Annotated in this window: 21 protein-coding genes; 9 read left to right on the top strand and 12 right to left on the bottom strand. The window is 71.8% G+C overall.

Annotated features, from left to right (window positions below):
- Positions 1-38: 38 nt before the first annotated feature.
- The 4 genes from IF655_RS14745 to IF655_RS14730 all read left to right on the top strand — a co-directional run bounded on the left by IF655_RS14745 (position 39) and on the right by IF655_RS14730 (position 7,164).
- Positions 39-1,286, top strand: coding sequence for an Ig-like domain-containing protein (locus IF655_RS14745; protein WP_199585183.1), 1,248 nt, complete (start codon positions 39-41; stop codon positions 1,284-1,286).
- A 137-nt stretch (positions 1,287-1,423) separates the two neighbouring features.
- Positions 1,424-2,884: an ABC transporter permease gene (locus IF655_RS14740; protein ID WP_199585182.1), complete on the top strand. Its 1,461-nt coding sequence runs from the start codon at positions 1,424-1,426 to the stop codon at positions 2,882-2,884.
- A gap of 45 nt (positions 2,885-2,929) precedes the next feature.
- Positions 2,930-3,613: an ABC transporter ATP-binding protein gene (locus IF655_RS14735; RefSeq protein WP_199585181.1), complete on the top strand. Its 684-nt coding sequence runs from the start codon at positions 2,930-2,932 to the stop codon at positions 3,611-3,613.
- A gap of 245 nt (positions 3,614-3,858) precedes the next feature.
- Positions 3,859-7,164: a S8 family serine peptidase gene (locus tag IF655_RS14730; protein WP_199585219.1), complete on the top strand. Its 3,306-nt coding sequence runs from the start codon at positions 3,859-3,861 to the stop codon at positions 7,162-7,164.
- Positions 7,165-7,221: 57 nt separating this feature from the next.
- Here IF655_RS14730 and IF655_RS14725 read toward each other — a convergent pair whose 3' ends face one another.
- Positions 7,222-8,112: a helix-turn-helix domain-containing protein gene (locus IF655_RS14725; protein ID WP_199585180.1), complete on the bottom strand. Its 891-nt coding sequence runs from the start codon at positions 8,110-8,112 to the stop codon at positions 7,222-7,224.
- 186 nt (positions 8,113-8,298) lie between these two features.
- On the opposite strand from IF655_RS14725, the gene IF655_RS14720 reads away from it, so the two are divergent.
- Positions 8,299-9,342, top strand: a complete 1,044-nt coding sequence (locus IF655_RS14720) for an NAD(P)-dependent alcohol dehydrogenase (RefSeq protein ID WP_199585179.1) — start codon at positions 8,299-8,301, stop codon at positions 9,340-9,342.
- A 36-nt stretch (positions 9,343-9,378) separates the two neighbouring features.
- Here IF655_RS14720 and IF655_RS14715 read toward each other — a convergent pair whose 3' ends face one another.
- From IF655_RS14715 to IF655_RS14695, 5 genes are all read right to left on the bottom strand, one after another.
- Positions 9,379-9,819 (bottom strand): hypothetical protein, encoded by a 441-nt coding sequence (locus IF655_RS14715; RefSeq protein WP_199585178.1) that lies wholly within the window; start codon positions 9,817-9,819, stop codon positions 9,379-9,381.
- Between the two features lie 27 nt (positions 9,820-9,846).
- Entirely contained in the window at positions 9,847-10,512 is a 666-nt protein-coding gene (gene msrA / locus IF655_RS14710; protein WP_199585177.1) for a peptide-methionine (S)-S-oxide reductase MsrA, read from the bottom strand.
- Between the two features lie 87 nt (positions 10,513-10,599).
- Positions 10,600-11,703 (bottom strand): hypothetical protein, encoded by a 1,104-nt coding sequence (locus IF655_RS14705; RefSeq protein ID WP_199585176.1) that lies wholly within the window; start codon positions 11,701-11,703, stop codon positions 10,600-10,602.
- Positions 11,704-11,766: 63 nt separating this feature from the next.
- Positions 11,767-13,434 (bottom strand): M48 family metalloprotease, encoded by a 1,668-nt coding sequence (locus IF655_RS14700; RefSeq protein WP_199585175.1) that lies wholly within the window; start codon positions 13,432-13,434, stop codon positions 11,767-11,769.
- A 235-nt stretch (positions 13,435-13,669) separates the two neighbouring features.
- Positions 13,670-14,785: a hypothetical protein gene (locus IF655_RS14695; protein ID WP_199585174.1), complete on the bottom strand. Its 1,116-nt coding sequence runs from the start codon at positions 14,783-14,785 to the stop codon at positions 13,670-13,672.
- A 154-nt stretch (positions 14,786-14,939) separates the two neighbouring features.
- Here IF655_RS14695 and IF655_RS14690 point away from each other — a divergent pair, with 154 nt between their 5' ends.
- The gene (locus tag IF655_RS14690) at positions 14,940-16,097 is read left to right on the top strand and encodes a cystathionine gamma-synthase (protein WP_199585173.1); all 1,158 of its coding nucleotides are present in this window, start codon (positions 14,940-14,942) and stop codon (positions 16,095-16,097) included.
- A gap of 56 nt (positions 16,098-16,153) precedes the next feature.
- On the opposite strand, the gene IF655_RS31165 is transcribed toward IF655_RS14690, so the two are convergent.
- From IF655_RS31165 to IF655_RS14675, 3 genes are all read right to left on the bottom strand, one after another.
- Positions 16,154-16,402, bottom strand: a complete 249-nt coding sequence (locus IF655_RS31165) for a hypothetical protein (RefSeq protein ID WP_199585172.1) — start codon at positions 16,400-16,402, stop codon at positions 16,154-16,156.
- Entirely contained in the window at positions 16,399-16,911 is a 513-nt protein-coding gene (locus tag IF655_RS31160; protein ID WP_199585171.1) for a sigma factor-like helix-turn-helix DNA-binding protein, read from the bottom strand. Before IF655_RS31160 ends, IF655_RS31165 begins: the two co-directional genes overlap by 4 nt.
- A gap of 134 nt (positions 16,912-17,045) precedes the next feature.
- Positions 17,046-17,540, bottom strand: coding sequence for a MarR family winged helix-turn-helix transcriptional regulator (locus IF655_RS14675; RefSeq protein ID WP_199585218.1), 495 nt, complete (start codon positions 17,538-17,540; stop codon positions 17,046-17,048).
- 163 nt (positions 17,541-17,703) lie between these two features.
- Here IF655_RS14675 and ilvA point away from each other — a divergent pair, with 163 nt between their 5' ends.
- Positions 17,704-18,954: a threonine ammonia-lyase gene (ilvA, locus tag IF655_RS14670; RefSeq protein WP_199585170.1), complete on the top strand. Its 1,251-nt coding sequence runs from the start codon at positions 17,704-17,706 to the stop codon at positions 18,952-18,954.
- 114 nt (positions 18,955-19,068) lie between these two features.
- On the opposite strand, the gene greA is transcribed toward ilvA, so the two are convergent.
- Both greA and IF655_RS14660 read right to left on the bottom strand, forming a co-directional pair.
- A complete protein-coding gene (gene greA, locus IF655_RS14665; protein WP_199585169.1) occupies positions 19,069-19,569 on the bottom strand; it encodes a transcription elongation factor GreA in 501 nt (166 codons plus the stop codon).
- A gap of 207 nt (positions 19,570-19,776) precedes the next feature.
- Positions 19,777-20,175: a DUF4307 domain-containing protein gene (locus IF655_RS14660; protein WP_199585168.1), complete on the bottom strand. Its 399-nt coding sequence runs from the start codon at positions 20,173-20,175 to the stop codon at positions 19,777-19,779.
- Positions 20,176-20,330: 155 nt separating this feature from the next.
- On the opposite strand from IF655_RS14660, the gene mca reads away from it, so the two are divergent.
- Complete coding sequence (mca, locus tag IF655_RS14655; RefSeq protein WP_199585167.1) at positions 20,331-21,212, top strand: mycothiol conjugate amidase Mca; 882 nt, start codon at positions 20,331-20,333, stop codon at positions 21,210-21,212.
- A complete protein-coding gene (locus IF655_RS14650) occupies positions 21,205-21,471 on the top strand; it encodes a hypothetical protein (protein ID WP_199585166.1) in 267 nt (88 codons plus the stop codon). Before mca ends, IF655_RS14650 begins: the two co-directional genes overlap by 8 nt.
- Here the strand turns inward: IF655_RS14650 and IF655_RS14645 are convergent.
- Complete coding sequence (locus IF655_RS14645) at positions 21,468-24,674, bottom strand: tetratricopeptide repeat protein (RefSeq protein WP_199585165.1); 3,207 nt, start codon at positions 24,672-24,674, stop codon at positions 21,468-21,470. The two genes, IF655_RS14650 and IF655_RS14645, sit on opposite strands and share 4 nt — an antisense overlap.
- Positions 24,675-24,760 lie beyond the last annotated feature (86 nt).

The raw sequence follows: 24,760 nt of genomic DNA, 5'->3' as shown, positions 1-24,760 counted from the left end.
CGGGGTTTTCGGATTCGGCAACGATGGAGAAGCGTGTGATGACGGACAGTAAGCGGCGCAAGGGCCTCACGGTCGCGTCCGCACTGCTCGGTGGTGTGCTCGTACTGACGGGCTGTTCCGGTGGCGGTGACGCCAGCGCGGCGGACGGCGGCGACAACTCGGCGGCCAAGGCCGACGAGGCGGCGGCGGCGAAGTCGTCCGAGGCGCAGATCACGATCACGCCGAAGGACGGCTCGAACAACGCCTCCATCAACAACTCGGCGGCCGTCAAGGTCGCCAAGGGCAAGCTCACCGATGTGCGCATGACCACGTCGGACGGTCACGACGTCGCGGGTGCCCTCTCCGCCGACAAGCTGAGCTGGAAGCCGAGCGCCCAGCTCGAGCGCTCGACCACCTACAAGGTCTCGGCCGAGGCGAAGGACTCCAAGGGCCGTGTCGCCCACGAGAACGCGTCCTTCACCACGGTCGCCCCGGCGAACAGCTTCATAGGCAACTTCACCCCGGACAACGGCAGCACCGTCGGGGTGGGCATGCCCGTGTCGATCAACTTCGACAAGGCGATCACCAACAAGTCCGCCGTGCAGAAGGGGATCACGGTCACCTCCAGCAGCGGTCAGGAGGTCGTCGGGCACTGGTTCAACGCCAACCGCATCGACTTCCGCCCGGAGACGTACTGGAAGGAGAACTCCACCGTCACGCTGAAGCTGGCGCTCGACGGTGTCGAGGGCGCCAACGGCGTCTACGGCGTCCAGCAGAAGACGGTCACCTTCCACGTCGGCCGCAACCAGGTCTCGTACATCGACGCGGCGACCAAGCAGATGAAGGTCACGCACGACGGCAAGGTGATCAAGCAGATCCCGATCTCCGCCGGTTCGCCCGAGAACAAGACCTACGCCGGCATCATGGTCATGTCCGAGAAGTTCCAGCAGACCCGCATGAACGGCGCGACGGTCGGCTTCACGGACGACGACGGCAAGGGCGAGTACGACATCAAGGACGTGCCGCACGCCATCCGGCTCACCAGCTCCGGCACCTTCCTGCACGGCAACTACTGGGGCGCGAAGTCCATCTTCGGCAGCGTGAACACCAGCCACGGCTGTGTCGGTCTGTCCGACACCAAGGGCGCGGGCGACCCGAACACCCCGGCCGCCTGGATGTTCAACCACTCCCTGGTCGGTGACGTCGTGGTCCTGAAGAACACCGGCGACAAGACGGTGGCCCCGGACAACGGTCTCAACGGCTGGAACATGGACTGGGCGCAGTGGAAGGCGGGTTCGGCGGTCTGACCCCACCGCCACCCGGCACCCCCCGAGCGCACCGATGCCGCCCTCCCCGAGGGCGGCATCGGCGTTTCCCGGCGCTTCTCATCCCGCTCTTATGGCGGCCTCAGCAAGCCATCAGGCAACTTTCCTACCGTGCCGCCATGTTCTTCACCTACCTGAGGCGCGAACTGCGCCGCCGTAGAAAGGCGGCCCTCGTCGTCGCCTCCGGTCTCGCCCTGGGCATAGCCCTGGTCATCGTCGTCAACTCCGTCTCCAGCGGCATGAGCAGCGCCCAGGACAAGGTGCTCCAGTCGCTCTACGGACTCGGCACGGACATGACCGTCACCAAGGCGTCGACGCCGGACTCCAGCGGCGCCGGACGCCCCCGCTTCAAGTTCGACGCGCGCGGCAGCGACGACGACTCCAAGCAGAGCAGCGACCGCGTCATGGTCCAGGGCTTCACCACCCTCTCCTCCTCGACCGTCGCCAAGGTCGCGGCGCAGAAGGGGGTTTCGGCGGCCACCGGCGGTCTCAGCCTCAACGTGTTCAAGGTGGACGGGCAGTTCACCCGGGGTCAGTTCCAGCAGAACGGCGGCTCCGGCGGCGGACGTTCGCGCGGCTACGGCCAGCCGCAGGGCGAAGTCAAGGGCGGCGGCGCCAACTTCGACATCAACCAGTACACCGTCTTCGGCACCGACGTCACCCGCACCGCGCTCGGTCCGCTGTCCTCCTCCAAGCTGACCAGCGGGCGTACGTTCAAGGCGTCCGAGACCGACGCCAAGGTGGCCGTCGTCGACTCCGCCTACGCCAAGCAGAAGAAGTACAAAGCCGGTTCGACCGTCACGGTCAAGGGCACCAAGTTCAAGGTGATCGGCATCGCCACCGCCGACAGCGGCGACGCGGCGGCCAACCTCTACATCCCGCTCCAGCGCGCCCAGAGCCTCGCGGACGAGAAGAACAAGGTCACCACGGTCTACGTCCGGGCGACCGACTCCCAGCGGATCGCGGCCGTCAAGAGCGCCATCCAGAAGAACGTCTCCGGTACGACGGTCACCACCTCCGCCGACCTCGCCAAGACGGTCTCCGGCTCGCTGTCCACCGCCTCCTCGCTCGCGACCAAGGTCGGGCGCTGGCTCTCCATCGCCGTGCTGGTCGCCGCGTTCCTGGTCGCCGGGCTGCTCACCTCTGCCGCCGTCTCCCGCCGGGTGCGCGAGTTCGGCACGCTGAAGGCGCTCGGTTGGAAGTCGGGCCGGGTGGTGCGCCAGGTCGCCGGTGAGGCGATGGTCAACGGGCTGGTCGGCGGCGTCCTCGGCATCGCGCTCGGTCTGGCCGGTGCCTACGCGGTCACCGCGATCAGCCCCACCCTCCAGGCGCAGCTCGGCAGCACGGGCGGCGGTTTCGGCGGGGGCGGCGGCGGTGGCTTCGGTGGTGGCGGTGGCTTCGGGGACCGCGGCCGGCAGGCGGCGAAGACCCTGGAGGTCGCCCTCACCGCGCCGGTCAGCGTCACCACGATCGCCCTCGCGGTGGGTCTCGCGGTCGCGGGCGGTCTGGTCGCCGGTGCCTTCGGCGGCTGGCGTGCCTCCCGCCTGCGCCCGGCGGACGCCCTGCGCCGCGTCGAGTAGCGGCAGCGCGCCCCGGCCCACCCCGAACCCCTCCCAGGAGCCCCCATGTACGAACTGAGAAACGTCACCAAGCGCTACACCCGCGGCAAGGACACCGTGCTCGCCCTCGACGGCGTCGACCTCACCATCGGCGCCGGTGACCGCCTGGTCATCCAGGGTCCGACCGGCGGCGGCAAGTCCACGCTGCTCCAGATGCTGGGCGCGCTCGACCGCCCCACCTCCGGCGAGGTCGTGCTCGACGGCACCGATCTGGCCAAGCTGTCGGAGGCGCGGCTGACGAAGGTGCGCAGCGAGAGCATCGGCTTCGTCTTCCAGTCCTTCAACCTCATCCCGACGCTCACCGCACAGGAGAACGTCGAGACCGCCCTCGTCCCGCTCGGCATCAAGGCGAAGCAGCGGCGCGAACTGGCCGCCGAGGCGCTGGAGTCGGTCGGTCTCGGTGAGCGGCTCGGACACCTCCCCTCGGAGATGTCCGGCGGTCAGCAGCAGCGGGTCGCCATCGCCCGCGCGCTGGTGAAGAAGCCCAAGGTGCTGCTCGCGGACGAGCCGACCGGCAACCTCGACGAGAGCATGCGCGACGAGATCATGGACGTCCTCGAACGGCTGTGGAAGGAACAGGGGTTGACCTTCGTCATGGTCACCCACGACTCCGCGATCGCCCGCAAGGCGCCGCGCCTGGCGACGATCCGCAAGGGGAAGATCACCGTGCGGGAGAACGCGGACGCCTGAACGGACGCGCGGGCAGGCGCCCGAGCGGACGCCCGAGCGGCGTTGTCCCGGAGCCTTTGATTCCCTGTCACACCCATGTCACAGAGGGCGACTTGACCCCCTGAACCCTCTTGAGCCCCCTGACCACCCCCGGCATACTCCATGATCCGGGGGTGGTGGAGCATACGTGCGAACAATCCCCCGAACGGATGAATCACGGATTCGTCCGTCACCTCATCTCCAGGGGGAGAGTCTTGCGCAGACAAGTGAAGAACGCGGCGGCGGCCACCGTGGCCACCGCCGCGGCCGTCGCCCTCGCAGCGGGAATGACCAGCCCCGCGTCGGCGAACCCTGTGCGGACCGCCTCGGCGACCGCCAAGAGCGCGCCCGGCAGCACGACCGGCACCGGGCGCCACCACGTCACCCTGATCACCGGCGACCGCGTCGTCCTCGACGCCAAGGGCCGTGTCGTCGGGCTCGACCGGGCCAAGGGCCGCGAGCACATACCCGTCCAGGTCCGTAAGGCAGGCACCCACACGCTGGTCGTCCCGGCGGACGCCGCCCGGCTGCTCGCCTCCGGCACCCTCGACCAGCGGCTGTTCGACGTCACCGAGCTGAACAGGCCCGCCACCCGCAAAGCCCAGCGCGACGGTCTGAAGGTCATCGTCGGCTACCGGGGCGCCGCGGGCGCCGCCCGCACCGACGTGCGCGACGCGGGCACCCTGCGCCACAGCCTCGGCGCCCTCGACGCCGACGCCGTACGCACCCCGGCGGCGGACACCACCGCCCTGTGGCACGCGGTCACCGACGGGGACCGGGCCGCCTCCGGCATCGCCCACGTCTGGCTGGACGGCGTCCGCAAGGCAGCCCTCGACAAGTCCGTGCCGCAGATCGGCGCCCCCACCGCGTGGGCCGCCGGATACACCGGCAAGGGCGTCAAGGTCGCCGTGCTCGACACCGGCGTCGACACCAGTCACCCGGACCTGAAGACCCAGGTGATCGCGGCGAAGAACTTCTCCACCGCCCGCGATGCCACCGACCACTTCGGGCACGGCACCCACGTCGCCTCCATCGTCGCGGGCACCGGCGCCAAGTCGGGCGGTAAGTACAAGGGCGTCGCGCCCGACGCCCGGCTCCTGAGCGGCAAGGTCCTCGACGACGACGGCTTCGGCGACGACTCCGGCATCCTCGCGGGCATGGAGTGGGCGGCCAAGGAGGGCGCCGACGTCGTCAACCTGAGCCTCGGCGGCGAGGACAGCCCCGGCATCGACCCGCTCGAAGCCGAGGTCAACAAGCTGTCCAAGGAGAAGGGCATCCTGTTCGCCATCGCGGCGGGCAACGAGGGACCCCACTCCGTCGGCTCGCCCGGCAGCGCGGACGCCGCGCTCACCGTCGGCGCCGTGGACGGCAAGGACAAGCTCGCGGACTTCTCCTCCACCGGTCCCCGCAACGGCGACGGCGCCATCAAGCCCGACCTCACCGCGCCCGGCGTCGACATCACCGCCGCCGCCGCCAAGGGCAGCGTCATCGACGACGAGGTCGGCGAGAACCCGCCGGGCTACCTGACCATCTCCGGCACCTCCATGGCCACCCCGCACGTCGCGGGCGCCGCCGCGATCCTCAAGCAGGAGCACCCCGACTGGGGCTACGCCGAGCTGAAGGGCGCGCTCACCGGCTCCACCAAGGGCGGCGCCTACACGCCGTTCGAGCAGGGGTCGGGGCGCGTGCAGGTCGACAAGGCGATCGGGCAGTCCGTGATCGCGGACCCGGTCTCGGTCAGCTTCCCCGAGCAGCAGTGGCCGCACACCGACGACAAGCCGGTGACCCGGGAGCTGACCTACCGCAACCTCGGCGACAAGGACGTCACCCTCGACCTCTCCACCACCGCCACCGGACCCACCGGCAAGGCTGCCCCGGCCGGGTTCTTCCGGCTCGCCGACGACCACGTCACCGTGCCCGCGCACGGCAGCACCGCCGTCGGTCTCACCGTCGACACCCGCCTCGGCGGCACCACCGACGGCGCCTACTCCGCGTACGTCACGGCGACCGGCGGCGGTCAGAGCGTCCGCACCGCCGCCGCCGTCCAGCGCGAGGTCGAGTCGTACGACGTGACGCTGAAGTTCCTCGGCCGCAACGGTAAGGCGACGCCCGACTACGAGGTCTCCCTCAGCGCCCTCACCGGCGAGGCCAAGGGCGACACGGTGACGCCGTACGACCCCTCCGGCACCGCGAAGGTGCGGCTGCCCAAGGGCTCGTACGTCCTGGACAGCTCCATCTCCGCAGCCAAGGGCATGGACTGGATCGCCCAGCCGCACCTGACCGTCACCAAGAACGCCACGGTCACCGTCGACGCGCGCACCGCACGGCCGGTGGACATCACCGTGCCCGCCAAGGGCGCCAAGCTGGAGGCGGGGTACAGCGGGTACGACGTCGAGGCCGGTGAGTACGGCTTCGGCGCGGGCTGGTTCATGGACAGCTTCAAGGGGCTGCGCGTCGCCCACCTCGGCCCGAAGGCTCCGGCGGGCACGCTGACCCAGCAGTGGGACACCCACTGGACCAAGGGCAAGACCGAGGAGTACGACACCACCACCGGCGGTCCGGTCTCCCGCCTCGCCACCGGCTACACCAAGCACTACAAGGCGAGCGAACTGGCCACCGTCAAGGCAGGTCTCGGCGCGAGCGCCGCGAACAAGACCGGCGCCGTGAGCGCGGTGGGCTGGCTGCCCGACGTCTCCAGCGCCTCCTCCATCTCCGTCACGCAGAAGCTGCCCGGCACCCGCACCCTGCACCTGTCCGCCACCGGCGGCGCGAAGTGGGAGCTGGACTTCGAGCAGTACGGCGGCAAGGACGAGGACGGCTTCCCGCTCAGCGACGCGGGCTACGTCGGTGACCCGCGCGGCTACAAGGCGGGCAGGACCTACAGCGAGAAGATCAACACCGCGGTCTTCGCCCCGCGCGTCAGCGACGTCTCCGGCGTCTTCCGCGAGGGCAACACCCTCTACGGCCGTCTCGCCCTCTTCACCGACGGCGCGGGCCACCTCGGCGGCTCCGCCGTCAGCTCGGCACACACGACCCTGTACCGCAACGGCAGCAAGGTCGGCTCCAACGAGGACCCGCTGAACGGCGACGGGCTCTTCACGGTCCCCTCCGGCGACGCCGCCTACCTGCTGACCACCTCGGTCAAGCGCTCGGCCAAGGTCGCGGGAGCCACCTCGCGGGTCGACGCGTCCTGGACCTTCCGCTCGAAGAAGAAGTCCGACGACATCACCGTCCTGCCCGTCTCCTCGGTCCGCTTCGGCGCCTCGGTGGACCTGGACGGACGGGTCGCGGCGGGCAAGAAGGTCACCTTCCCGGTCACCGTCGAGGGCGCGGCGGCGGGCCGCAACCTCAAGTCCCTTGCGGTGTACGTCTCTTACGACGGCACGACCTTCACCAAGGTCGCCGTGCACGACGGGCGGATCACCGTGAAGAACCCGGCGAAGAACAAGAGCATTTCGTTCCGCGCCAAGATCGCGGACAAGAAGGGCAACACCGCGCGGATCACGGTGCACGACGCCTATCGGGGCAAGTGATTCCGCCGCTTCACAAGGGGGGCACCCGGGCTGCGGCTCGGGTGCCCTTCCCGTTTCCTACAACGTGGCGCGCGCCGCGTCCGTGCCCCAACTGGACAGCAGGCGCAGGGACTCGGCCGACGGCGAGCCCGGCTCGGCGTGATAGGTGACCAGGGAGAGGTCCTGGTCGCCGGTGGCGCGGAAGCTCTCGAAGCTGAGGGCGAGCGGACCGACCAGCGGATGGTGCAGTTGCTTGACGCCGTGGCACTGTTCCTTGACGTCGTGCGTGGCCCAGAGCCTGCGGAACTCCTCGCTCTTCACCGACAGTTCGCCCACCAGCGCCGACAGCCGGGCATCGTCCGGGAAGCGGCCCGCGTCCATGCGCAGCCCGCACACCACGTCGATCGCCTTCTGCTCCCAGTTCACGAACAGCTCGCGGTAGGGCGGGTGCAGGAACACCAGACGCGCCCAGGTGCGGTCGGCGGGCGCCAGCCGGGACCAGTCGCCGAAGAGCGCCGCCGCCATCCGGTTCCAGGCGAGGATCTCCGAGCGGCGCCCCACGACGTACGCGGGCACCGAGTCCATCGCGTCGAGGAGTTCGCGCAGCGCGGGCCGTACCTGCGGCTGACGCGCCGCAGGCCGCTTCTTGTGCGCCTTCGGGCGGGCCAGGTGGATCAGGTGGGCGTGCTCGGCGTCGGTCAGCCGCAGCGCGCGGGCGATGGAGTCGAGGACCTCCGCGGAGACATTGCGCCCGTTGCCCTGTTCCAGGCGGGTGTAGTACGCCACCGAGACCCCGGCCAACTGCGCCAGCTCCTCGCGGCGCAGCCCCGGCACCCGTCGCTGCCTGCCGAAGCCGGACAGACCCACGTCGTCCGGCTTCAGCCGCGCCCGTCTGCTGCGCAGGAACTCGCTCAGCTCGGCCCGCCGGTCCAGCGCCGGACCGCCGCCCGCCTCCGGCTGTTCGTTCATACGGCCAGTATCCGTGCCCGGGTGTGTGCGTGGGTCCGGGAGCCTGACCTTGCCAGTGGTAGGCACGGCGGTCGTACGCAAAGGCGTGGACTGGGCGGGCGGGGGGAAGCCGAGGCAGGCTGGAAGAGTGCCCGCGCCGGACCCCGGCCGGGCAGGTACGACCACCCCCACCAGGAGAGTTCCGGCATGACCACTGTTGCCGCGTACGCCGCGCCCGCCGCCAAGGCACCGCTGGAGCGGACCACCATCGAGCGACGGCCGGTCGGCGCTCACGACGTACTGATCGACATCCAGTTCACCGGCATCTGCCACTCCGATATCCACCAGGCACGCGACGGCTGGAGCGAGGGCATCTTCCCGATGGTGCCCGGCCACGAGATCGCGGGTGTCGTCGCGGAGGTCGGACCCGAGGTGACCAAGTTCGCGGTCGGCGACCGGGTCGGCGTCGGCTGCATGGTCGACTCCTGCCGCGTGTGCGAGAACTGCGAGGCGGGCCTGGAGCAGTACTGCACCGGCGGCGGCCCCGTCTGGACGTACAACGCCGTCGGCAAGGACGGCGAGCCCACCTACGGCGGCTACTCGCAGAACATCGTCGTGAACGAGGACTTCGTCGTCCGCGTCCCCGACGGGCTGTCCCTGGACGTGGCCGCGCCGCTGCTGTGCGCGGGCATCACCACGTACTCGCCGCTGCGGCACTGGGGCGCGGGTCCGGGCAAGAAGGTCGCGGTCGTGGGCCTCGGCGGTCTCGGACACGTCGCCGTCAAGATCGCCCACGCGCTGGGCGCCGAGGTCACCGTCCTCTCGCAGTCCCTGCGCAAGCGGGACGACGGTCTCCGTCTCGGCGCCGACCACTACTACGCCACCGGCGACCCCAAGACCTTCGAGGAGCTGGCCGGCACCTTCGACCTGATCCTCAACACGGTCTCCGCGCCGCTGGACTTCGCCGCCTACGCCTCGCTGCTGCGCACCGACGGCGCCCTCGTCAACGTCGGTCTCCCCGAGGAGCCCGTCCAGATCACCCTCCAGTCCCTCTTCGGGCACCGCCGCAGCCTCTCCAGCTCCGGCATCGGCGGCATCGCCGAGACCCAGGAGATGCTCGACTTCTGTGCGGCGCACGGGATCGGCGCGGAGATCGAGCTGATCGCCGCCGAGGAGATCAACGAGGCGTACGAGCGCGTCCTCGCCAGCGACGTCCGCTACCGCTTCGTGATCGACACCGCCACGATCTGACGTCTTGAGCAGGGGCGAGGCCCCGGCCCGATCCCCTCACCCGAGAGGAATCAGCCCGGGGCCGACCCCCATCACACCGACGTCCGCCCGCACCCCGTCCACGAACCCCCGCAGCGCCCTGTCCAGCACGTCCGACCCCACCGGCGCGCTCCACACCCCCGGGTCGTACACACCCCCGACCCGCCACCCGCCGTCCCCGCGCACGATCCGCACCGCCCCGACCTCGTCGTACGACATCGACGCGAACGCGAAGTCCCCCCGCTCCGCCTCGTCCCCCCGGAGCCACCCCACCAGCTCCCGAGCCAGCTCGGCCACCGGAAAGAGCCCCTCCTCCATCACGACCCGCTCCCCGTCCCGCACGGTGAAGTCGGCCTCCAGGTCGACCAGCAGGACGTGCGCGGGCGCGCTCCGCGGGGTGAGCCCCCGCCGGGGCAGGTCGCGCGCCCCGAGATTCCGGTACGTGAACTCGACGGCCACGGTCCCCCCTTGTCTCGAACGGCTCGGTCAGCCCTCTGCCGGGGCCACGCCGATCGGGCAGGAGACGCCGGTGCCGCCGATGCCGCAGTAGCCCGCGGGGTTCTTGTCGAGGTACTGCTGGTGGTAGGGCTCGGCGGGGTAGAAGGGGCGGCCTTCGGCGGGGAGGATCTCCGTGGTGATCGTGCCGAGGCCGGAGGCGGTGAGGACCTTCTGGTACGCCTCGCGGGACATCTCGGCGGCGGCTGCCTGGGCGGGGGAGTGGGTGTAGATGGCGGAGCGGTACTGGGTGCCGACGTCGTTGCCCTGGCGGAAGCCCTGGGTGGGGTCGTGGGACTCCCAGAAGGTCTTCAGGAGGCGGTCGTAGGAGATCACCGCGGGGTCGTAGACCACGCGGACGGCCTCCGTGTGACCGGTCAGACCCGAGCAGACCTCCTCGTAGGACGGGTTCTCGGTGTAGCCGCCCTCGTAGCCCACCAGCGTGGTGTAGACACCCGCCGGGAGCTGCCAGAACTTGCGCTCGGCGCCCCAGAAGCAGCCGAGCCCGAAGTCCGCGATCTCCAGACCCTCGGGGTAGGGACCGAGCAGCGGGGTGCCGAGGACGGTGTGGCGGTCGGGGACGTCGAAGGCGGGCGCGGTGCGCCCGGCCAGCGCCTGCTCAGGGGTGGGGAGCTGCGGTGTGCGGCCGAAGAGCATGGGGTCTCGTCTCCCTGTGGTGGTTCGGGGATGGCGGAAGGGCCACCGATTAGTGCAACGGGCCGGGTACCCCTCGCATTCCGCCCGCTACACCCCCTCCGCCGCCTTCGCCGTCGCGTTCCTGAAGGCGCAGTACTCCGCCGCCGGGTCCGCCCGGTAGCGCCAGGGAAGCGCCTCGACGTACCCGTCCACCAGGCGGAACTGCTCCAGCGCCGCCCGGTCGCGACCCTGGAGGCGGAGGAAGTACCCGAGCAGGTGGCGTACCTCGGGCAGGCGCGGGTGGGACGGGTCGGCGGCGGCGACGTCCGCGAGGACGGCGTCCACGCGGGCGATCATCTCCGGTGTGTTCTCGGCGGTCGTGTCGTCGGACTCGTCGTGTTCCAGGTGGGCGATCAGCGGCAGCGCCGTCAGCAGACTGCCCGCCGGGGCACCGGCCGCCGCCTTGTCGGCGAAGCCCGCCGCCAGGCGCTCGGAGCCGCGCCACTTCGCGCACCAGTACTGGAGCGCCGAGAAGTGCGCCTCGTAGTGGTGCGGCGCCCGCTCGGTGAGCTTGGTCCACAGCGTGTCCATCTCGGCGTTCGGACGGCCGAGACCGAGCGCGATCCAGATCTCCTTGACGTACGGCGTCGGGTCGTCCGGGTTCAGCGCGGCAGCCCGCGCCACGTCCCCGCAGGCGCTCTCCAGCGTCCGGTGGAAGCCCTCGAACTGCTCCCGCGTGGTGGACCCGGCACGCTGCGCGCCCCGCACCTTCCAGGCGAGGGTCACCGTGGAACTCGCCCGGACCACCGCCGCGTCCGGGTCGTCGGGACGCGCGTCCTCCCAGCTCAGCAGCCACTCGTCGGCCTCGGCAGCCTTGTCCCCGAGCAGGGACGTGAACGCCGAGCGCCGCTCCCAGTCCCGCCCGATGCCGCGCAGCACCTCCGCGGCGGGCTGCCACGCGCCATGGCTCACCGAGGCGAGCGCGGCGGTCCACTCGGCGGGCAGCGGGGCGGCGAGTCCGGTGTTCTGCCGCTCGGCGGGCAGCAGCCCGAGCCGCTCGGCCACCGCCGCCGCCTCGGCCGCCTCGTCGTCGGCGAGCGCGGCATCGGTGTCCGTGGTGAAGAACTCCTTCAGGAACACCCAGGCCAGCCACCCGCCGAGCAGCACGAGCGGGGTGGCCAGGACGGCCAGGATCCAGAGCAGGACGGTCATCGGGAGGGGGGTCCGTTCAGGTGCGAAGGGCTGGTTGCCAAGTGAGGGAAAGTGCCCCGGTCCTCACACCGGGTGGGGCGCCGCCCGCTCCAGCAGCGCCCGCAGCGGCGCCGTGTCCGGGCGGTCCGCGACCGCCGCCGACAGCGCCGCGTCCAGCACGGCGGCCGGGTCCGCGTCCGCATCCGCGTCCGCATCCGCGTCCGCATCCGCGTCCGCGTCCGCCGTCAGCGCGGGCAGCCGTACCGCCGCGGGCTGCGACCAGGAGAACTCCCACCGCAGCAGCGACCGCGCGCTCAGCTCGGCCAGCACCATCGTCCGCAGCGACTGGATCAGCCGGGGTCGCGCGAACTCGCGGTACGCCCGCCCCGTCGCCGCCGACGCCTCCTCGGACCGCGGCATCCGCTCGGCCACCTGCCACAGCCGCCCGTCGTCGACGACCGTGAGCAGCGCCTCCAGCGTCGGCGGCTGCCCGGTGTAGTCACCGAGCGCCCGCTGCAACGGCGTCCGCCCCGACGCCAGCCCCTCGGTCATCGTCGCGTCCAGCAGCGCGGGCCAGTCCGCCGCGCGGGGCAGCGCCAGCGCCGACTCCACCAGCGCCGCGTCCTCCAGCAGGGTCAGCGTGCGCGCCGGATCGGTCAGCAGGGCCAGCGCCGGACCGCCCGCCCCGGCCGGGCGCCCGTCGGCGGGCAGTTCCTCGATCCGGCGCACCCGCTCGGCGATGGGCGGGTGGGAGTCGTACGGCGACACCTCATCGGTCGGCAACTCGGCGCGCATGGCGGCCAGTTGCTCCTCACGCGCCGCCAGCAGCCGACCGAAGCCGCCGAAGAACTCGCCGCGCGGCGGCATCGACCCCGCCGACAGACCGATGGTCGCGTACGAGGCGAGGTAGAACTCGTGCCGGTTCGCCAGCACCGCCACCTCCCGCAGCGCCGAGGCGGTCGCGTCACGCCCGGCGAGACGGGCTGCCGTACGGTCCGCCGCGTACTCCTGGGCACGCGCCGTGGACAGCGAGTCGCGCAGATAGAGCTTGCCGTACTGCGTGTAGAGCCACGCCATCGCGCGGTACGTCGCCCCGGCGTGCGCGGTGTCGAGCGCGCGGGGCTGCTTGCCCTTGGCGATCCGCTTGGCCGCCGCCTTCTCCTGGCGGTCGTGTTCCTCCGCCGCCTTCTTGCGCGCGCTCTCGTGGAACCGTCCGACGACCCGCCCGATCTGCATCCGTCCGCGCACCACCAGCACGGACAGCCGGGTGTCGCCGCCGGTGAAGTGGCCGTACTCGTGACCGAGGATCGCGCGCAACTGCGCCTCGCTCAGCCCGGTCAGCAGCGGTACGCCGAGGGTCAGGCGGCGCGGTCCGGGGAGCAGACCGAGCAGGCGGGGCTCCTCGCGGACGGAGGCGTTGACGTCGGGGGTGAGCAGTACGCGGTCGGGCGCGCGGGTGCCCGCCTCGGCGGCCAGCTCACGCACCAGCGCCCACAATCGGGGCTCGTCGGTCTCGGTGACCTCGATGCCGGGCGGGTCCTCGCCCTTGGGCGTGCGCAGCATGAACAGTCCGCGCACGACGGGGACGGCGAGCAGCACCGAGAGGCCGACGAGCTTGAAGGCGGCGTAGCCGTGGACGTACTCCAGCAGGGAGACGTCGAGGGCGGCCAGCGCGGCGAGCACGAGAAGGCTCAGCAGATAGAAGCCGAGGAGCAGGACGAGGGCACGCAGCGCGCGCAGGCTGGCGAGCATCGGGCAGAGATCCCCCCACAGGACCCGGTGAATCGGGAAACCGGAGATACGAAACCGGAGATACGCGGACAGGGCGGTGCCGGGTGACGGTGCCGCCGGTGAGTGTGGGGGGACTCGGAGCGACCCACGGCAAAGCGGGAGCAAAGACCGGGGCAAGCGGAGTATGCCTTACCCCAGGTCAGCGGGGCAATCCTGATCCCGGATCAGGTCAAGCGAGGTTGACGCCGAGGTGGTGTCAGCCCGGGAGGTTCGCCGGGCTGCCGCCGTTGGCCTCGTACCCCGCCACCGCCACCGCGCGGTACAGCGCGAACTCCGCCGCCGGGTCCGCCGACAGGGTCCACGGCAGCGCCCCGACATGCCCGTCCACGTGCACGAACTGGTCCATGGCTTCCGCCCAGCGCTCGGCGCGCACCAGGAAGAAGGTCAGCAGATGCCGGACGTGCGCGAGCACCGGGTCGTCCGCGCGGGCGGTGGCGACCGCGTGCAGCGCGCCGTGCATCGCCTTGGTGACGACCTCGCTCTGGTAGAAGCCCATCACCAGGTTGACCTCGGGCAGGTGCTCGAAGACCGCGAAGAGCGGCAGCGCGGACAGCAGCGAACCCTCGGGCGCGCGGGCTGCCGCCGCCTCCGCGAAGGCGTACGCCTCCTCGCGCGAGCCGTGCCACTTCTCGCACCAGTGGTGCAGCGCGGCCAGATGCGCGCCCATGTGGTGCGGGGCGCGGTCCAGGATCTTCAGCCAGAGCTGGTCGAACTCCTCGCGCTGGTAGCCGAGCCCGCGCGCCACCGACAGCTCCACGATGTACGGCACCGGGTCGCCGGGAGCCAGCAGCGCCGCCTGCGCGCAGGCGTCCCGGGCCTCCTCCATGATGATCCGGAAGTCGTCCGTGCCCGGCACCGACGTACGCCACGCCTGCTGCACCAGGAACTCCGCGTGCACCGCCGCGCCGCCCGCGTCCTTCGGCTGCTCGGTCCGCCAGACCCTCAGCCACTGACCGCCCGGCGTCTCGTGTATCCCGCCGGGGCGCTGCTGCAACTCGAGCGCCGCCGCGCCCGCGAACGCCTGCACCCGCTGCCAGCGCGTCTCGCTCTCCGCCTCGGTGCCCGCGAGCAACTGCGCCGCCGCCCGGTAGTCACCGGTGCGCTGCACCAGGTCCAGGACCTCCAGCAGGTCCGCGTCGGGGCCCGGCATCCGCACGTCCAGCTCCTCCTGGCGCACGAAGCCGTACCGCGCCGGGTCGGCGGCGTCCGGGTGCCCGGGGTGCACCTGCTCGATGCCGCGCCTGCGCCGCCGGAACGGGAGCAGCACGAAGCACAGCATGAGCAGCGCCATCAGCAGCCAGAGAATCGCCATGCCACAAGCGAACCAGACGAGCCCGACACTTGGCCAACCCCCCTCGGACAGCCTGTGGAAAACCTCCCGCGACAGCCTGTGGAAAGGTTCCCGTAACAGGGCACGGACGCTCGCGTCCGGCATCACCCCCGCGAGCGCATTACGCTCGGTGCACATGAGCGACAGGCACATCAGCGAGCACTTCGAGACTCTGGCGATCCACGCGGGCAACACCGCCGATCCCCTCACCGGCGCGGTCGTCCCGCCCATCTACCAGGTCTCGACCTACAAGCAGGACGGCGTCGGCGGGCTGCGCGGCGGTTACGAGTACAGCCGCAGCGCCAACCCCACCAGGACGGCACTGGAGGAGAACCTCGCCGCGCTGGAGGGCGGCCGGCGCGCCTTCGCGTTCGCCTCCGGTCTCGCGGCCGAGGACACCCTGCTGCGCACGCTGCTCGTCCCGGGCGACCACGTGGTGATCCCGAACGACGCCTACGGCGGCACCTTCCGCCTCTTCGCCAAGGTCGCCTCCCGCTGGGGCATCGAGTGGTCCGTCGCCGACACCAGCGACCCGGCCGCCGTACGCGCCGCGATCACCCCGAAGACCAAGGCCGTCTGGGTGGAGACCCCCTCCAACCCGCTGCTCGGCATCACCGACATCGCCGCCGTGGCGCAGGTCGCGCACGCCGCCGGAGCCAAGCTGGTCGTCGACAACACCTTCGCCACGCCCTACCTCCAGCAGCCGCTGTCGCTGGGCGCGGACGTCGTCGTGCACTCCCTGACCAAGTACATGGGCGGTCACTCGGACGTGGTCGGCGGTGCGCTGATCGTCGCCGACGAGGGTCTGGGCGAGGAGATCGGCTTCCACCAGAACTCGATGGGCGCCGTCGCCGGTCCCTTCGACTCCTGGCTGGTGCTGCGCGGCACCAAGACCCTCGCCGTGCGCATGGACCGCCACAGCGAGAACGCCACGAAGATCGCCGACATGCTCTCCCGGCACCCGCGCGTGACCAGCGTGCTCTACCCGGGGCTGCCCGAGCACCCCGGCCACGAGGTCGCCGCCAAGCAGATGCGTGCCTTCGGCGGCATGATCTCCTTCCGCGTCGAGGGCGGCGAGGAGGCGGCGGTCGAGGTCTGCAACCGCACCCAGGTCTTCACCCTCGGCGAGTCCCTCGGCGGTGTCGAGTCGCTGATCGAGCACCCGGGCCGCATGACGCACGCCTCGGTGTCCGGCTCCGCCCTGGAGGTCCCCGCCGACCTCGTGCGCCTCTCCGTCGGCATCGAGAACGCCGACGACCTGCTGGAGGACCTGAAGCAGGCCCTCGGCAAGTAAGCGCCCCGGCGGGCAGCGGGCAGCGGGCAGCAGCCAGGGTTCACACACCCGCGCTCTCACCAGCCGCGCACGGGTGGAGTCGTCCGCGACGGCGGCTCCACCCACGGCTGCGTCCGCGCCGCCCACACCACGAACGCCACCACCGCCGCGCACAGCAGCAGCCCAAGGACCCGCCGCGCCAGCCGCCCGAGCCACAGCGCCCGGGCACCCCGCCGCGCCGCGTCGGCGTACAGCCCCGGCGGCACGACCACCGGCGTGCGCTCCAGGAGCCGTCGTACGGCTGCCGCCCGCTCCGCCCGGCTCACGACGGACGCCCCGGACCCCGCGCCCACGACGCCACCCCGCGCACCCCCGCACGCCCGGCGGGCGGCGGCGGACGCAGCACACGGACCGTCGCGCGCTCGCAGATCCGGTACACCCGCTCGGCGGGCAGCCCCAGCAGCGCCGCCGTCTGCTCCTCGCCGACCCCCTCGCACACCCGCAGCACCAGCACCACCCGCTCCCGCGGGGTGAGCGCCGCCAGCGGACCCCGCGGACGGACCAGGGGCGCACGCCGGTACCAGCTCCCGCGTGCGAAGCGCACCGCGAGATGCGCGCGCGCCCGTTCGTACGGATCTTCGCCGGGCGGCCGGTCCCAGTGGGCGTAGACATGGGCGAGCGCCCGCGTCAGCAGGCGCCGCGCGCGGGGGTTGGCGTCCGGCGGCTCGGCGGTGAGCAGGGTCGCCGCGCGCAGCAGCCGCGCCCCCGCGCCCCGGGCGAACGCCGTGAACTCGCTGTCCCGGCGGGCGTCCCGCGTCGGCTGCCGACCGCGCACCGCGCCTCCCCCCTGACCGGCCCGGCACGAGGACCGGTCCGGCCCGCCGTCATGGGCCCGGTCTCATCCGATGCCCGGCACGCCCCGGGGTCAAGAGCCCGGACGGCAACAGCCCCACGCCCGGACCGCGCGCCTCAGGAGACGGCGGGCGGCTGCGTGGGAGGCGTCATACGGGCGGAGAGCGCGGTGTTGAAGCGCGTGAGCAGCGCGCAGAACTCCTCGCGCTCCACGGCGGTCCAGTCCTCGGTCAGCTCGGCCATCAACTGCCGCCGCGAGGTGCGCACCTCCGCGAGCCGGTTGGCGCCGCGCGGGGAGAGCTGGAGCACCACCGCGCGCCCGTCCTCCGGGTGCGAGGTGCGCTTGACGAGACCCGCCTCCACCAGCGGCGCCACCTGCCGGGTCACCGTCGAGGAGTCGATCCCCATGCTCGCGGCGAGCGCCTTGACCCCCATGGGGCCCTCGTTGTCGAGCCGGTTGAGCAGCAGATACGCGGCGCGGTCCATGGAGTTGCGGACCTGACCGACACCACCGAGCCGGGTCTGTTCGGCGCGCCGGGCGAAGACCGCCACCTCGTGCTGGAGCGTGTCGAGGAGGCCGGTGTCACCGACGGTCGTCATGTCCATCGACATGTCAGGTGTTGTGGGCATGGCCGGAGGCTCGCTTCATGAGGGACGGGCTGAGTTGGGGGACAGGGTACGCGGCCCGGCCCCGGCCCGTACGGGCCCTGGGGAAACCGGTTTTGGGGGCCGGGCGGTGCCACCGTGTGCGGGTGTGAACTGCGAGACTGGAGACATGAGCTACGGCATGGCCGGCTCCTTGCGCTCCGTCACTCTCGACGACGTGCGCGGAGCCCAGAAGATGCTCTCGGGCGTGGCCCGCGTGACCGCCATGGAGGGCAGCCGTCATCTGTCCCGCCAGGTCGGCGCCCCGGTCCACCTCAAGTGCGAGAACCTCCAGCGCACCGGCTCGTTCAAGCTGCGCGGCGCCTACGTCCGCATCGCGGGACTCCTCCCCGAGGAGCGCGCCGCCGGAGTGGTGGCCGCCAGCGCGGGCAACCACGCCCAGGGCGTCGCACTGGCCTCCGCGCTGCTCGGCGTGCACTCCACGGTCTTCATGCCCAAGGGCGCCCCGCTGCCCAAGATCAGCGCCACCCGCGAGTACGGCGCCGAGGTGCGGCTGCACGGCCAGGTCGTGGACGAGACGCTGGCCGCCGCGCAGGAGTACGCGGCCGAGACCGGCGCGGTGTTCATCCACCCCTTCGACCACCCGGACGTCATCGCCGGTCAGGGCACGGTCGGTCTGGAGATCCTGGAACAGTGCCCCGAGGTCGGCACGATCGTCGTCGGCATGGGCGGCGGGGGTCTCGCGGCCGGGATCGCGGTCGCGGTGAAGTCGCTGCGTCCCGACGTCAGGATCATCGGCGTGCAGGCGGAGGGCGCCGCCGCCTATCCGCCCTCGCTGAGCGCCGGGCGCCCGGTGACCGTGCCGCACCCGGCCACCATGGCCGACGGCATCAAGGTGGGTACGCCGGGCAACGTGCCGTTCGAGCTGGTGCGCGAGCTGGTGGACGAGGTGCGCACGGTCGGCGAGGACCAGCTCTCCGCCGCGCTGCTGCTGTGCCTGGAGCGGGCCAAGCTGGTCGTGGAACCGGCGGGTGCCAGCCCGGTCGCGGCGCTCCTCGACGGGCGCGGCGACTTCCGGGGACCGGTCGTCGCGGTGCTCTCCGGCGGCAACGTGGACCCGGTGCTGATGCAACGGGTGCTGCGGCACGGCATGGCCGCGCAGGGCCGCTATCTCGCGGTGCGGCTCCGTCTCACCGACCGCCCCGGCGCGCTGGCCACCCTGCTCGCCGTCCTGTCCGAGGCGGACGCCAACGTGCTCGACGTGAGCCACATCCGCACCGACCCCCGGCTCGGTCTGACCGAGGCCGAGGTGGAGCTCCACCTGGAGACGAAGGGTCCCGAGCACTGCACGGAGGTCGTCCGGGCGCTGAGCACGGCGGGCTACCAGGTGGTGGAGCGGCTGCCGGACACGTCCGTGTGAACGTCGTACGACCCGCTCGTACGACCCGCCCGTACGACCAGTCATCACCGAGACATGACGAAGCCCCCGCGTCCCGGGGGACGGCGGGGGCTCGGTCGGGTCCTGTGGAGGGGGTCAGCCCGAGTACGGCTCGGCCTTGAGGATCTTCACCGAAGCCTTCTTGCCGTTCGGCAGCTCGTACTCCGCGTTCTCGCCGACCTTGTGTCCGGTCACGGCGGAGCCCAGCGGGGACTGCGGGGAGTACGTCTCGATGTCAGAGCTGGCGTACTCGCGCGAGGCGAGCAGGAAGTCCAGCGTGTCGTCCTCGTCGCCGTCGAAGGCGATCGTGACGACCATGCCCGGCGCGACGGTACCGTCGGCGGAGGCGGGGGCCTCGCCCACCTGGGCGTTCTCCAGGAGCTGGGTCAACTGACGGACGCGCAGCTCCTGCTTGCCCTGTTCCTCCTTGGCCGCGTGGTACCCGCCGTTCTCGCGCAGGTCGCCCTCCTCGCGCGCGGCTGCGATCTTGGCCGCGATCTCCGTGCGCGCAGGACCAGTAAGGTACTCAAGCTCGTCCTTGAGCTTGTTGTACGCCTCCTGGGTCAGCCAGGTGACGTTCTCGCTGGTCTGGGTCACAGGGTGCTCCTCGTCGGTACTGGGAATACAAAGCATCGCCCTACCCAGAAGAATGTTCCCTGTTGGATGGGCGAAACCACGAGCCTAACAATTCAGGGGCGAAAGGGGGAGGACATAAGCCATCAGAATCACGTCGTCCCAGCTCAGCCCGTACTCATTCCGGGTGAAGGAGCGGACGGGGGAGCGGATGGGACAGCCGGGACCCGGTCAGCGGGCGTGGCAGCCCAGCAGCTCGGCCGTCGTGCCCTTCGCCGTCGTACGCAGCGTGACGACCTTGTCCACGCGCGTGGCCGGACCCGTGAAGGGGAAGTCCGCCCGGCCCACCTCGGCGCCGTCCGCCGACTGGGAGCGCACGGTGCAGTAGCCGTCGACCCCGGCGTCCTTGTGGACCTCGAGATGCACCTTGACCGCGTCGCCCTCGGACTTGAAGGTGATCACCTGGGCGCTGATCTCGTTCTGGGCGACGTAGTGGTACGCGAAATAGCCCACCAGCGCGAGCACCAGCGCGCCGAGCACCGCGCCGACGACCTTGAGCGTGCGGTCGGCGCGCTCGTCCGAGGAGCGGCCGTAGCGGCCCTGGGGGAGCCCCGCGCTCGCCGTACCCATGATCGTCCTCTCCGCGGAATTATTCGCCCCCCGATTCGGTCACTATAGAAGCCGCCCGCACGCCGACCGACCGCCGCCCCCGGGCGTCGTCCCGCGGGACGGCACCTGTTGACAGCCCCCATGACGCGGGGCGCCGACTTAACGAGGAACGAGTCTTGACTGACCAGCTACGACTGATGGCCGTCCACGCGCACCCCGACGACGAGTCGAGCAAGGGCGCGGCCACCATGGCGAAGTACGTGTCCGAGGGGGTGGACGTGCTGGTGGTGACCTGCACCGGTGGAGAGCGCGGCTCCATCCTCAACCCCAAGCTCCAGGGCGACGCGTACATCGAGGAGCACATCCACGAGGTCCGCAAGAAGGAGATGGACGAGGCGCGCGAGATCCTCGGCGTCGGCCAGGAGTGGCTCGGCTTCGTCGACTCCGGTCTGCCCGAGGGCGACCCGCTGCCCCCGCTGCCGGAGGGCTGCTTCGCCCTGGAGGACGTCGACAAGGCGGCCGGCGAGCTGGTGCGCAAGATCCGCGCCTTCCGTCCGCAGGTGATCACCACCTACGACGAGAACGGCGGCTACCCGCACCCCGACCACATCATGACCCACAAGATCACCATGGTGGCGTTCGAGGGCGCGGCGGACACCGAGAAGTACCCCGAGGCAGAGTTCGGTCCGGCGTGGCAGCCGCTGAAGCTGTACTACAACCAGGGCTTCAACCGCCCCCGCACCGAGGCGCTGCACCAGGCGATGCTGGACCGCGGACTGGAGTCGCCGTACGGGGACTGGCTCAAGCGCTGGAAGGAGTTCGAGCGGGTCGAGCGCACGCTGACCACGCATGTTCCGTGCGCGGACTTCTTCGAGACGCGGGACAAGGCGCTGATCGCCCACGCCACGCAGATCGACCCCGACGGCGGCTGGTTCAAGGTCCCGATGGAGCTCCAGAAGGAGGTCTGGCCGACGGAGGAGTACGAGCTGGCGAAGTCGCTCGTGGACACCTCCCTCCCCGAGGACGACCTCTTCGCGGGCATCCGCGACAATGCCTGACATGAGTGCAAGCGTGAGCCTGGCAGTGACGCATCTCGTCCCCCTCGCCAAGGAGGTCGACGAGAACAAGGTCACCCCCGGTGTCCTCGGCTTCATCGTGTTCGCGGTGATGGCCCTGGCGGTGTGGGGGCTGATGAAGTCCATGAGCAAGCACATGCGGAAGGTCGACTTCAAGGAAGCCCCCGCGCCGGAGGACTCCGGCAACGGCGGCGTCAAGGGCGGCACCGCCGCCGCCCGGACCGAACCGCAGCAGGGCTAGCCCTTCTCCGGCACCGCCACCCCCATCACCTCCCGGGCGTGGCGGTCCGGTGTCATGCGCAGCGACCACGCCTGCCAGCCCGTCTCCAGGGTGACGCCGCGCTCCAGCAGCAGCGCGTACGCCGAGGCGCACTCGGTCAGCTTCCTGTCGCGCAGCGGGTGCGCGGCGTCGATCAGGCGGGCCAGCTCCTCCTGTGCCACCGCGGTGCCCACCTCGACGCCGCCCGGCGCCGCGTACGGCAGCAGGGTGCAGCGCAGGAAGCGCGCCCAGTCCTCGCCGCGCCGGTCGCCGTACGACGTGAACAGCGTCAGCGCCTCGTCGCACAGGGTCAGCGCCTGCTGGGTGCGCCCGTTGCCCGCGTCCACCACCGCCAGCTCCAGGCAGGTCCACGCCTCGCCGTGGGCGACCCCGATGCGCTGGAAGTCGGCGCGGGCGTCCATCAGCAACTGACGGGCGAAGCCGGAGTTGCGCAGCGAACCGGTCTGCGCGGCGCGCTGGTCCCGGGTGACCCGCGCCGAGTGGTGCCGGGCGCAGGCGAGTCCGTACACGTCCCGCATCCGGGAGAACATCGTGCGCGAGCGCTCCAGCTCCCGTACCGCCCGGTCCAGGTCGCCGGTCTCCTCCAGCGCCTGCCCGAGGTGGAAGAGGGTCCACGCCTCGCCGCGCGCGTCCTCGTTCTCCACATGCCGGGCGGCGGCCTGGCGCAGCGCCTCCACGGCGGCCGAGGCATCGCCGTCGAACAGCCGGACCCGGCCCAACTGGGTCAGCGCCCACGCCTCGCCGCGCGCGTCACGGGTCCGGCCGTAGCGCTCCAGGGCGGCGCGCAGCTCCCGCTCCGCACGCGGTACGTCGCCGAGGCGCAGCGCGAGCTGCCCGAGCTGGTAGTGGGCCCATGCCTCGCCGTGCAGGGAGCCGCCCGCGCGGTGCAGCACCAGGGAGCGCTTCAGCAGGTCCAGTGCCTCGGGCAGCCGGGCGCGGTCGCGCTGGACGGCGCCGAGCGCGTGCATCGTCCAGGCGCGGTCCGTCGCCAACTGGGGAGCCGCCTGGAGGTCCAGCGCCTCCTGGAGCCGCGCCGCCGCCTCGGTGAGGTTGCCCTGGTGGTGCAGGGTGATGCCGAGCGAGCACAGGGCACGGGCGGCGCCCGCGTCGTGGTGCGCCTCCCGGTACAGGTCCACGACCGAGGTCAGCGTGGTGCGCGCCTTGTCCAGCTCGCCGAGCTGACGGGCCGCGATGCCGGTGCGCCACTGCACCGAGCGCACCAGCAGACCCTCGTCGACAGCCTGCGCGAGGTCGTTGATCTCACCGAGGCGGTAGAGGTCGCCGCGCAGCAGGCAGTAGTCGCACAGCGCGCCGAGCAGGTTCAGCACGGCGCCCTGGTCGACGCCCTCGGCGCGGCGCAGCGTGGCCGTGATGAAGCTCGACTCGTCGTCCAGCCAGCGCAGCGCCTCCTCAAGGGAGGTGAAGCCGTGCGAGCCGAAGCGGTCCGAGCGGGTCGACATGTTGCCGTCGACCAGGCGCAGCACCGAGTCGGCCAGCTCCCCGTAGTTCACGATCAGCCGCTCCTGGGCGGCTGTGCGCTCGGCCGGGTCCTCCTCGTCGAGGAGGCGCGCCTGGGCGAAGGCGCGCACCAGGTCGTGCAGCCGGTAGCGGCTGCCGCGCACATGGTCGATCAGACCGGCGCGGGTGAGCGCGGCGAGCTGCCGTCCGGCCGCCTCCTCGTCGGTGGCGAGCAGCGCGGCGGCGGCCGCGGCGCCGAGCGAGGCGCGCCCGGCGAGCGCGAGACGGCGCAGCAGCCTGCGGGCGTCCTCGGACTGGTCGGCGTAGCGCAGCCACAGCGCCCGCTCCACCGGCTCGACCGGACCGTACGCCCCCAGATCCGCGGCGAGTTGATGCGCGGTGCGAGGTCCGAGGGCGGAACCCGCGCAGCGCAGCGCCAGGGGCAGCCCGCCGCACAACTCCCGGATCTTTTCGATGGATTCGGCGTCGTAGGGCTGTGTGCTGTCCTGCGCGGACGCGTTCAGCAACTCCTCGGAGGCGGCTGAGTCCAGGGCGTCGACCGGCAACTGATGCACCCAGGCGGGCAGTTCGTCGGGCAGTGCCAGCGGGGCGCGGGAGGTGACCAGGACCAGGCTGTCGGAGCGCTCGGGCAGCAGCGCGGTCACCTGCTCCGGGTCGGAGGCGTCGTCCAGGACGATCGTCACCGGCAGCCCGGTCAGATGCCGGTGATACAACCCGGCCAGCCGTCTGACCTGTTGCTCGGTGGAGGCATGCTCGCGGAACAGCAACTGCTCGCGGGGCGCGCCGAGTCGGTTGAGCAGATGCAGCAGGGCGTCACGGGTGGACAGCGGGGGCGTCTCGCGACCCTCGCCGCGCAGGTCCACCACGACCGCGCCCCGGAAGTGGTCGCGCAGCTCGTGCGCCGCCCGCACCGCGAGCGCGCTGCGCCCCGAACCGGGCTCCCCGTGCAGCACGACCACCGTCGGCCGGGTCTCGGTCGCCGCGCGGGCCGCCTGCGCCCACTGCGCGATCCGCGCCAGCTCCTGCCGTCGCCCCGCGAACACGCCTTCTTTCTCCGGGAGTTGCCCGAAGGACTGCTCAAGGACCGTACGCCGCCTGGCCGCCGCGCTCTTGTCCGCGCCGCGCAGCGACGGGGCGCCCTTCTTCTGCTTCCGCGCGCCCTGCGCCGCGCCGAGCATCCGCTGCTGGTCCAGGAAGGGGCGGATACCGCGCACCTCCAGCGCCGTCAGCCACTGCAGCCGCAACTGCTCGGGCCCGCCCGGCTGTCCGGCCGCGCCCTTGCGGTGGTGCGCGGCGGGCAGATGCGCGCCGGCCACCTTCACGACGGTCGTGGCAGCCCCGGCCACGCCCACGACGACGCCCGCGCCGAGCGCCGTACCCGCGCCGGTTCCGAGGGACAGATCGGCGACTGCGGCGGCGACGGCGGCAACGGACGCCACGACCAGGGGAGTTCCGGCGCCCTCCTTCGCATACCGCTGCCCGAAACTGAGCCCCGACTCCGAGTCGTCCAGCGCCCGCGTGTACGCCTCGTACTCCTCCGCCGCCGCGAGCGCCATCCCGTCAAGCCCGTCCCGCGCCCGCGCCAGCAACGCCGCCCCGTCGGCCCGACCCCCCGACCTGCGCACTTCCTCCTCCACGGCCCGCACCAGCAGCCGCTCCGCCTCCACCCGATGCCCGTCCCGCACGTCCCGTCCCCCTCCGGCGACAACTCCGTTGCGTACGAGTGTCCTTCGGCGGGGGCGTTGGCGCGAGGGGGCGGGGCGGGACGGAG

The sequence above is a fragment of the Streptomyces sp. DSM 110735 genome (assembly GCF_016482685.1).
Taxonomy (GTDB): domain Bacteria; phylum Actinomycetota; class Actinomycetes; order Streptomycetales; family Streptomycetaceae; genus Streptomyces.
Note: the sequence above shows the minus strand (reverse complement) of the source record. Positions and strands in the feature narration are given on the sequence as shown.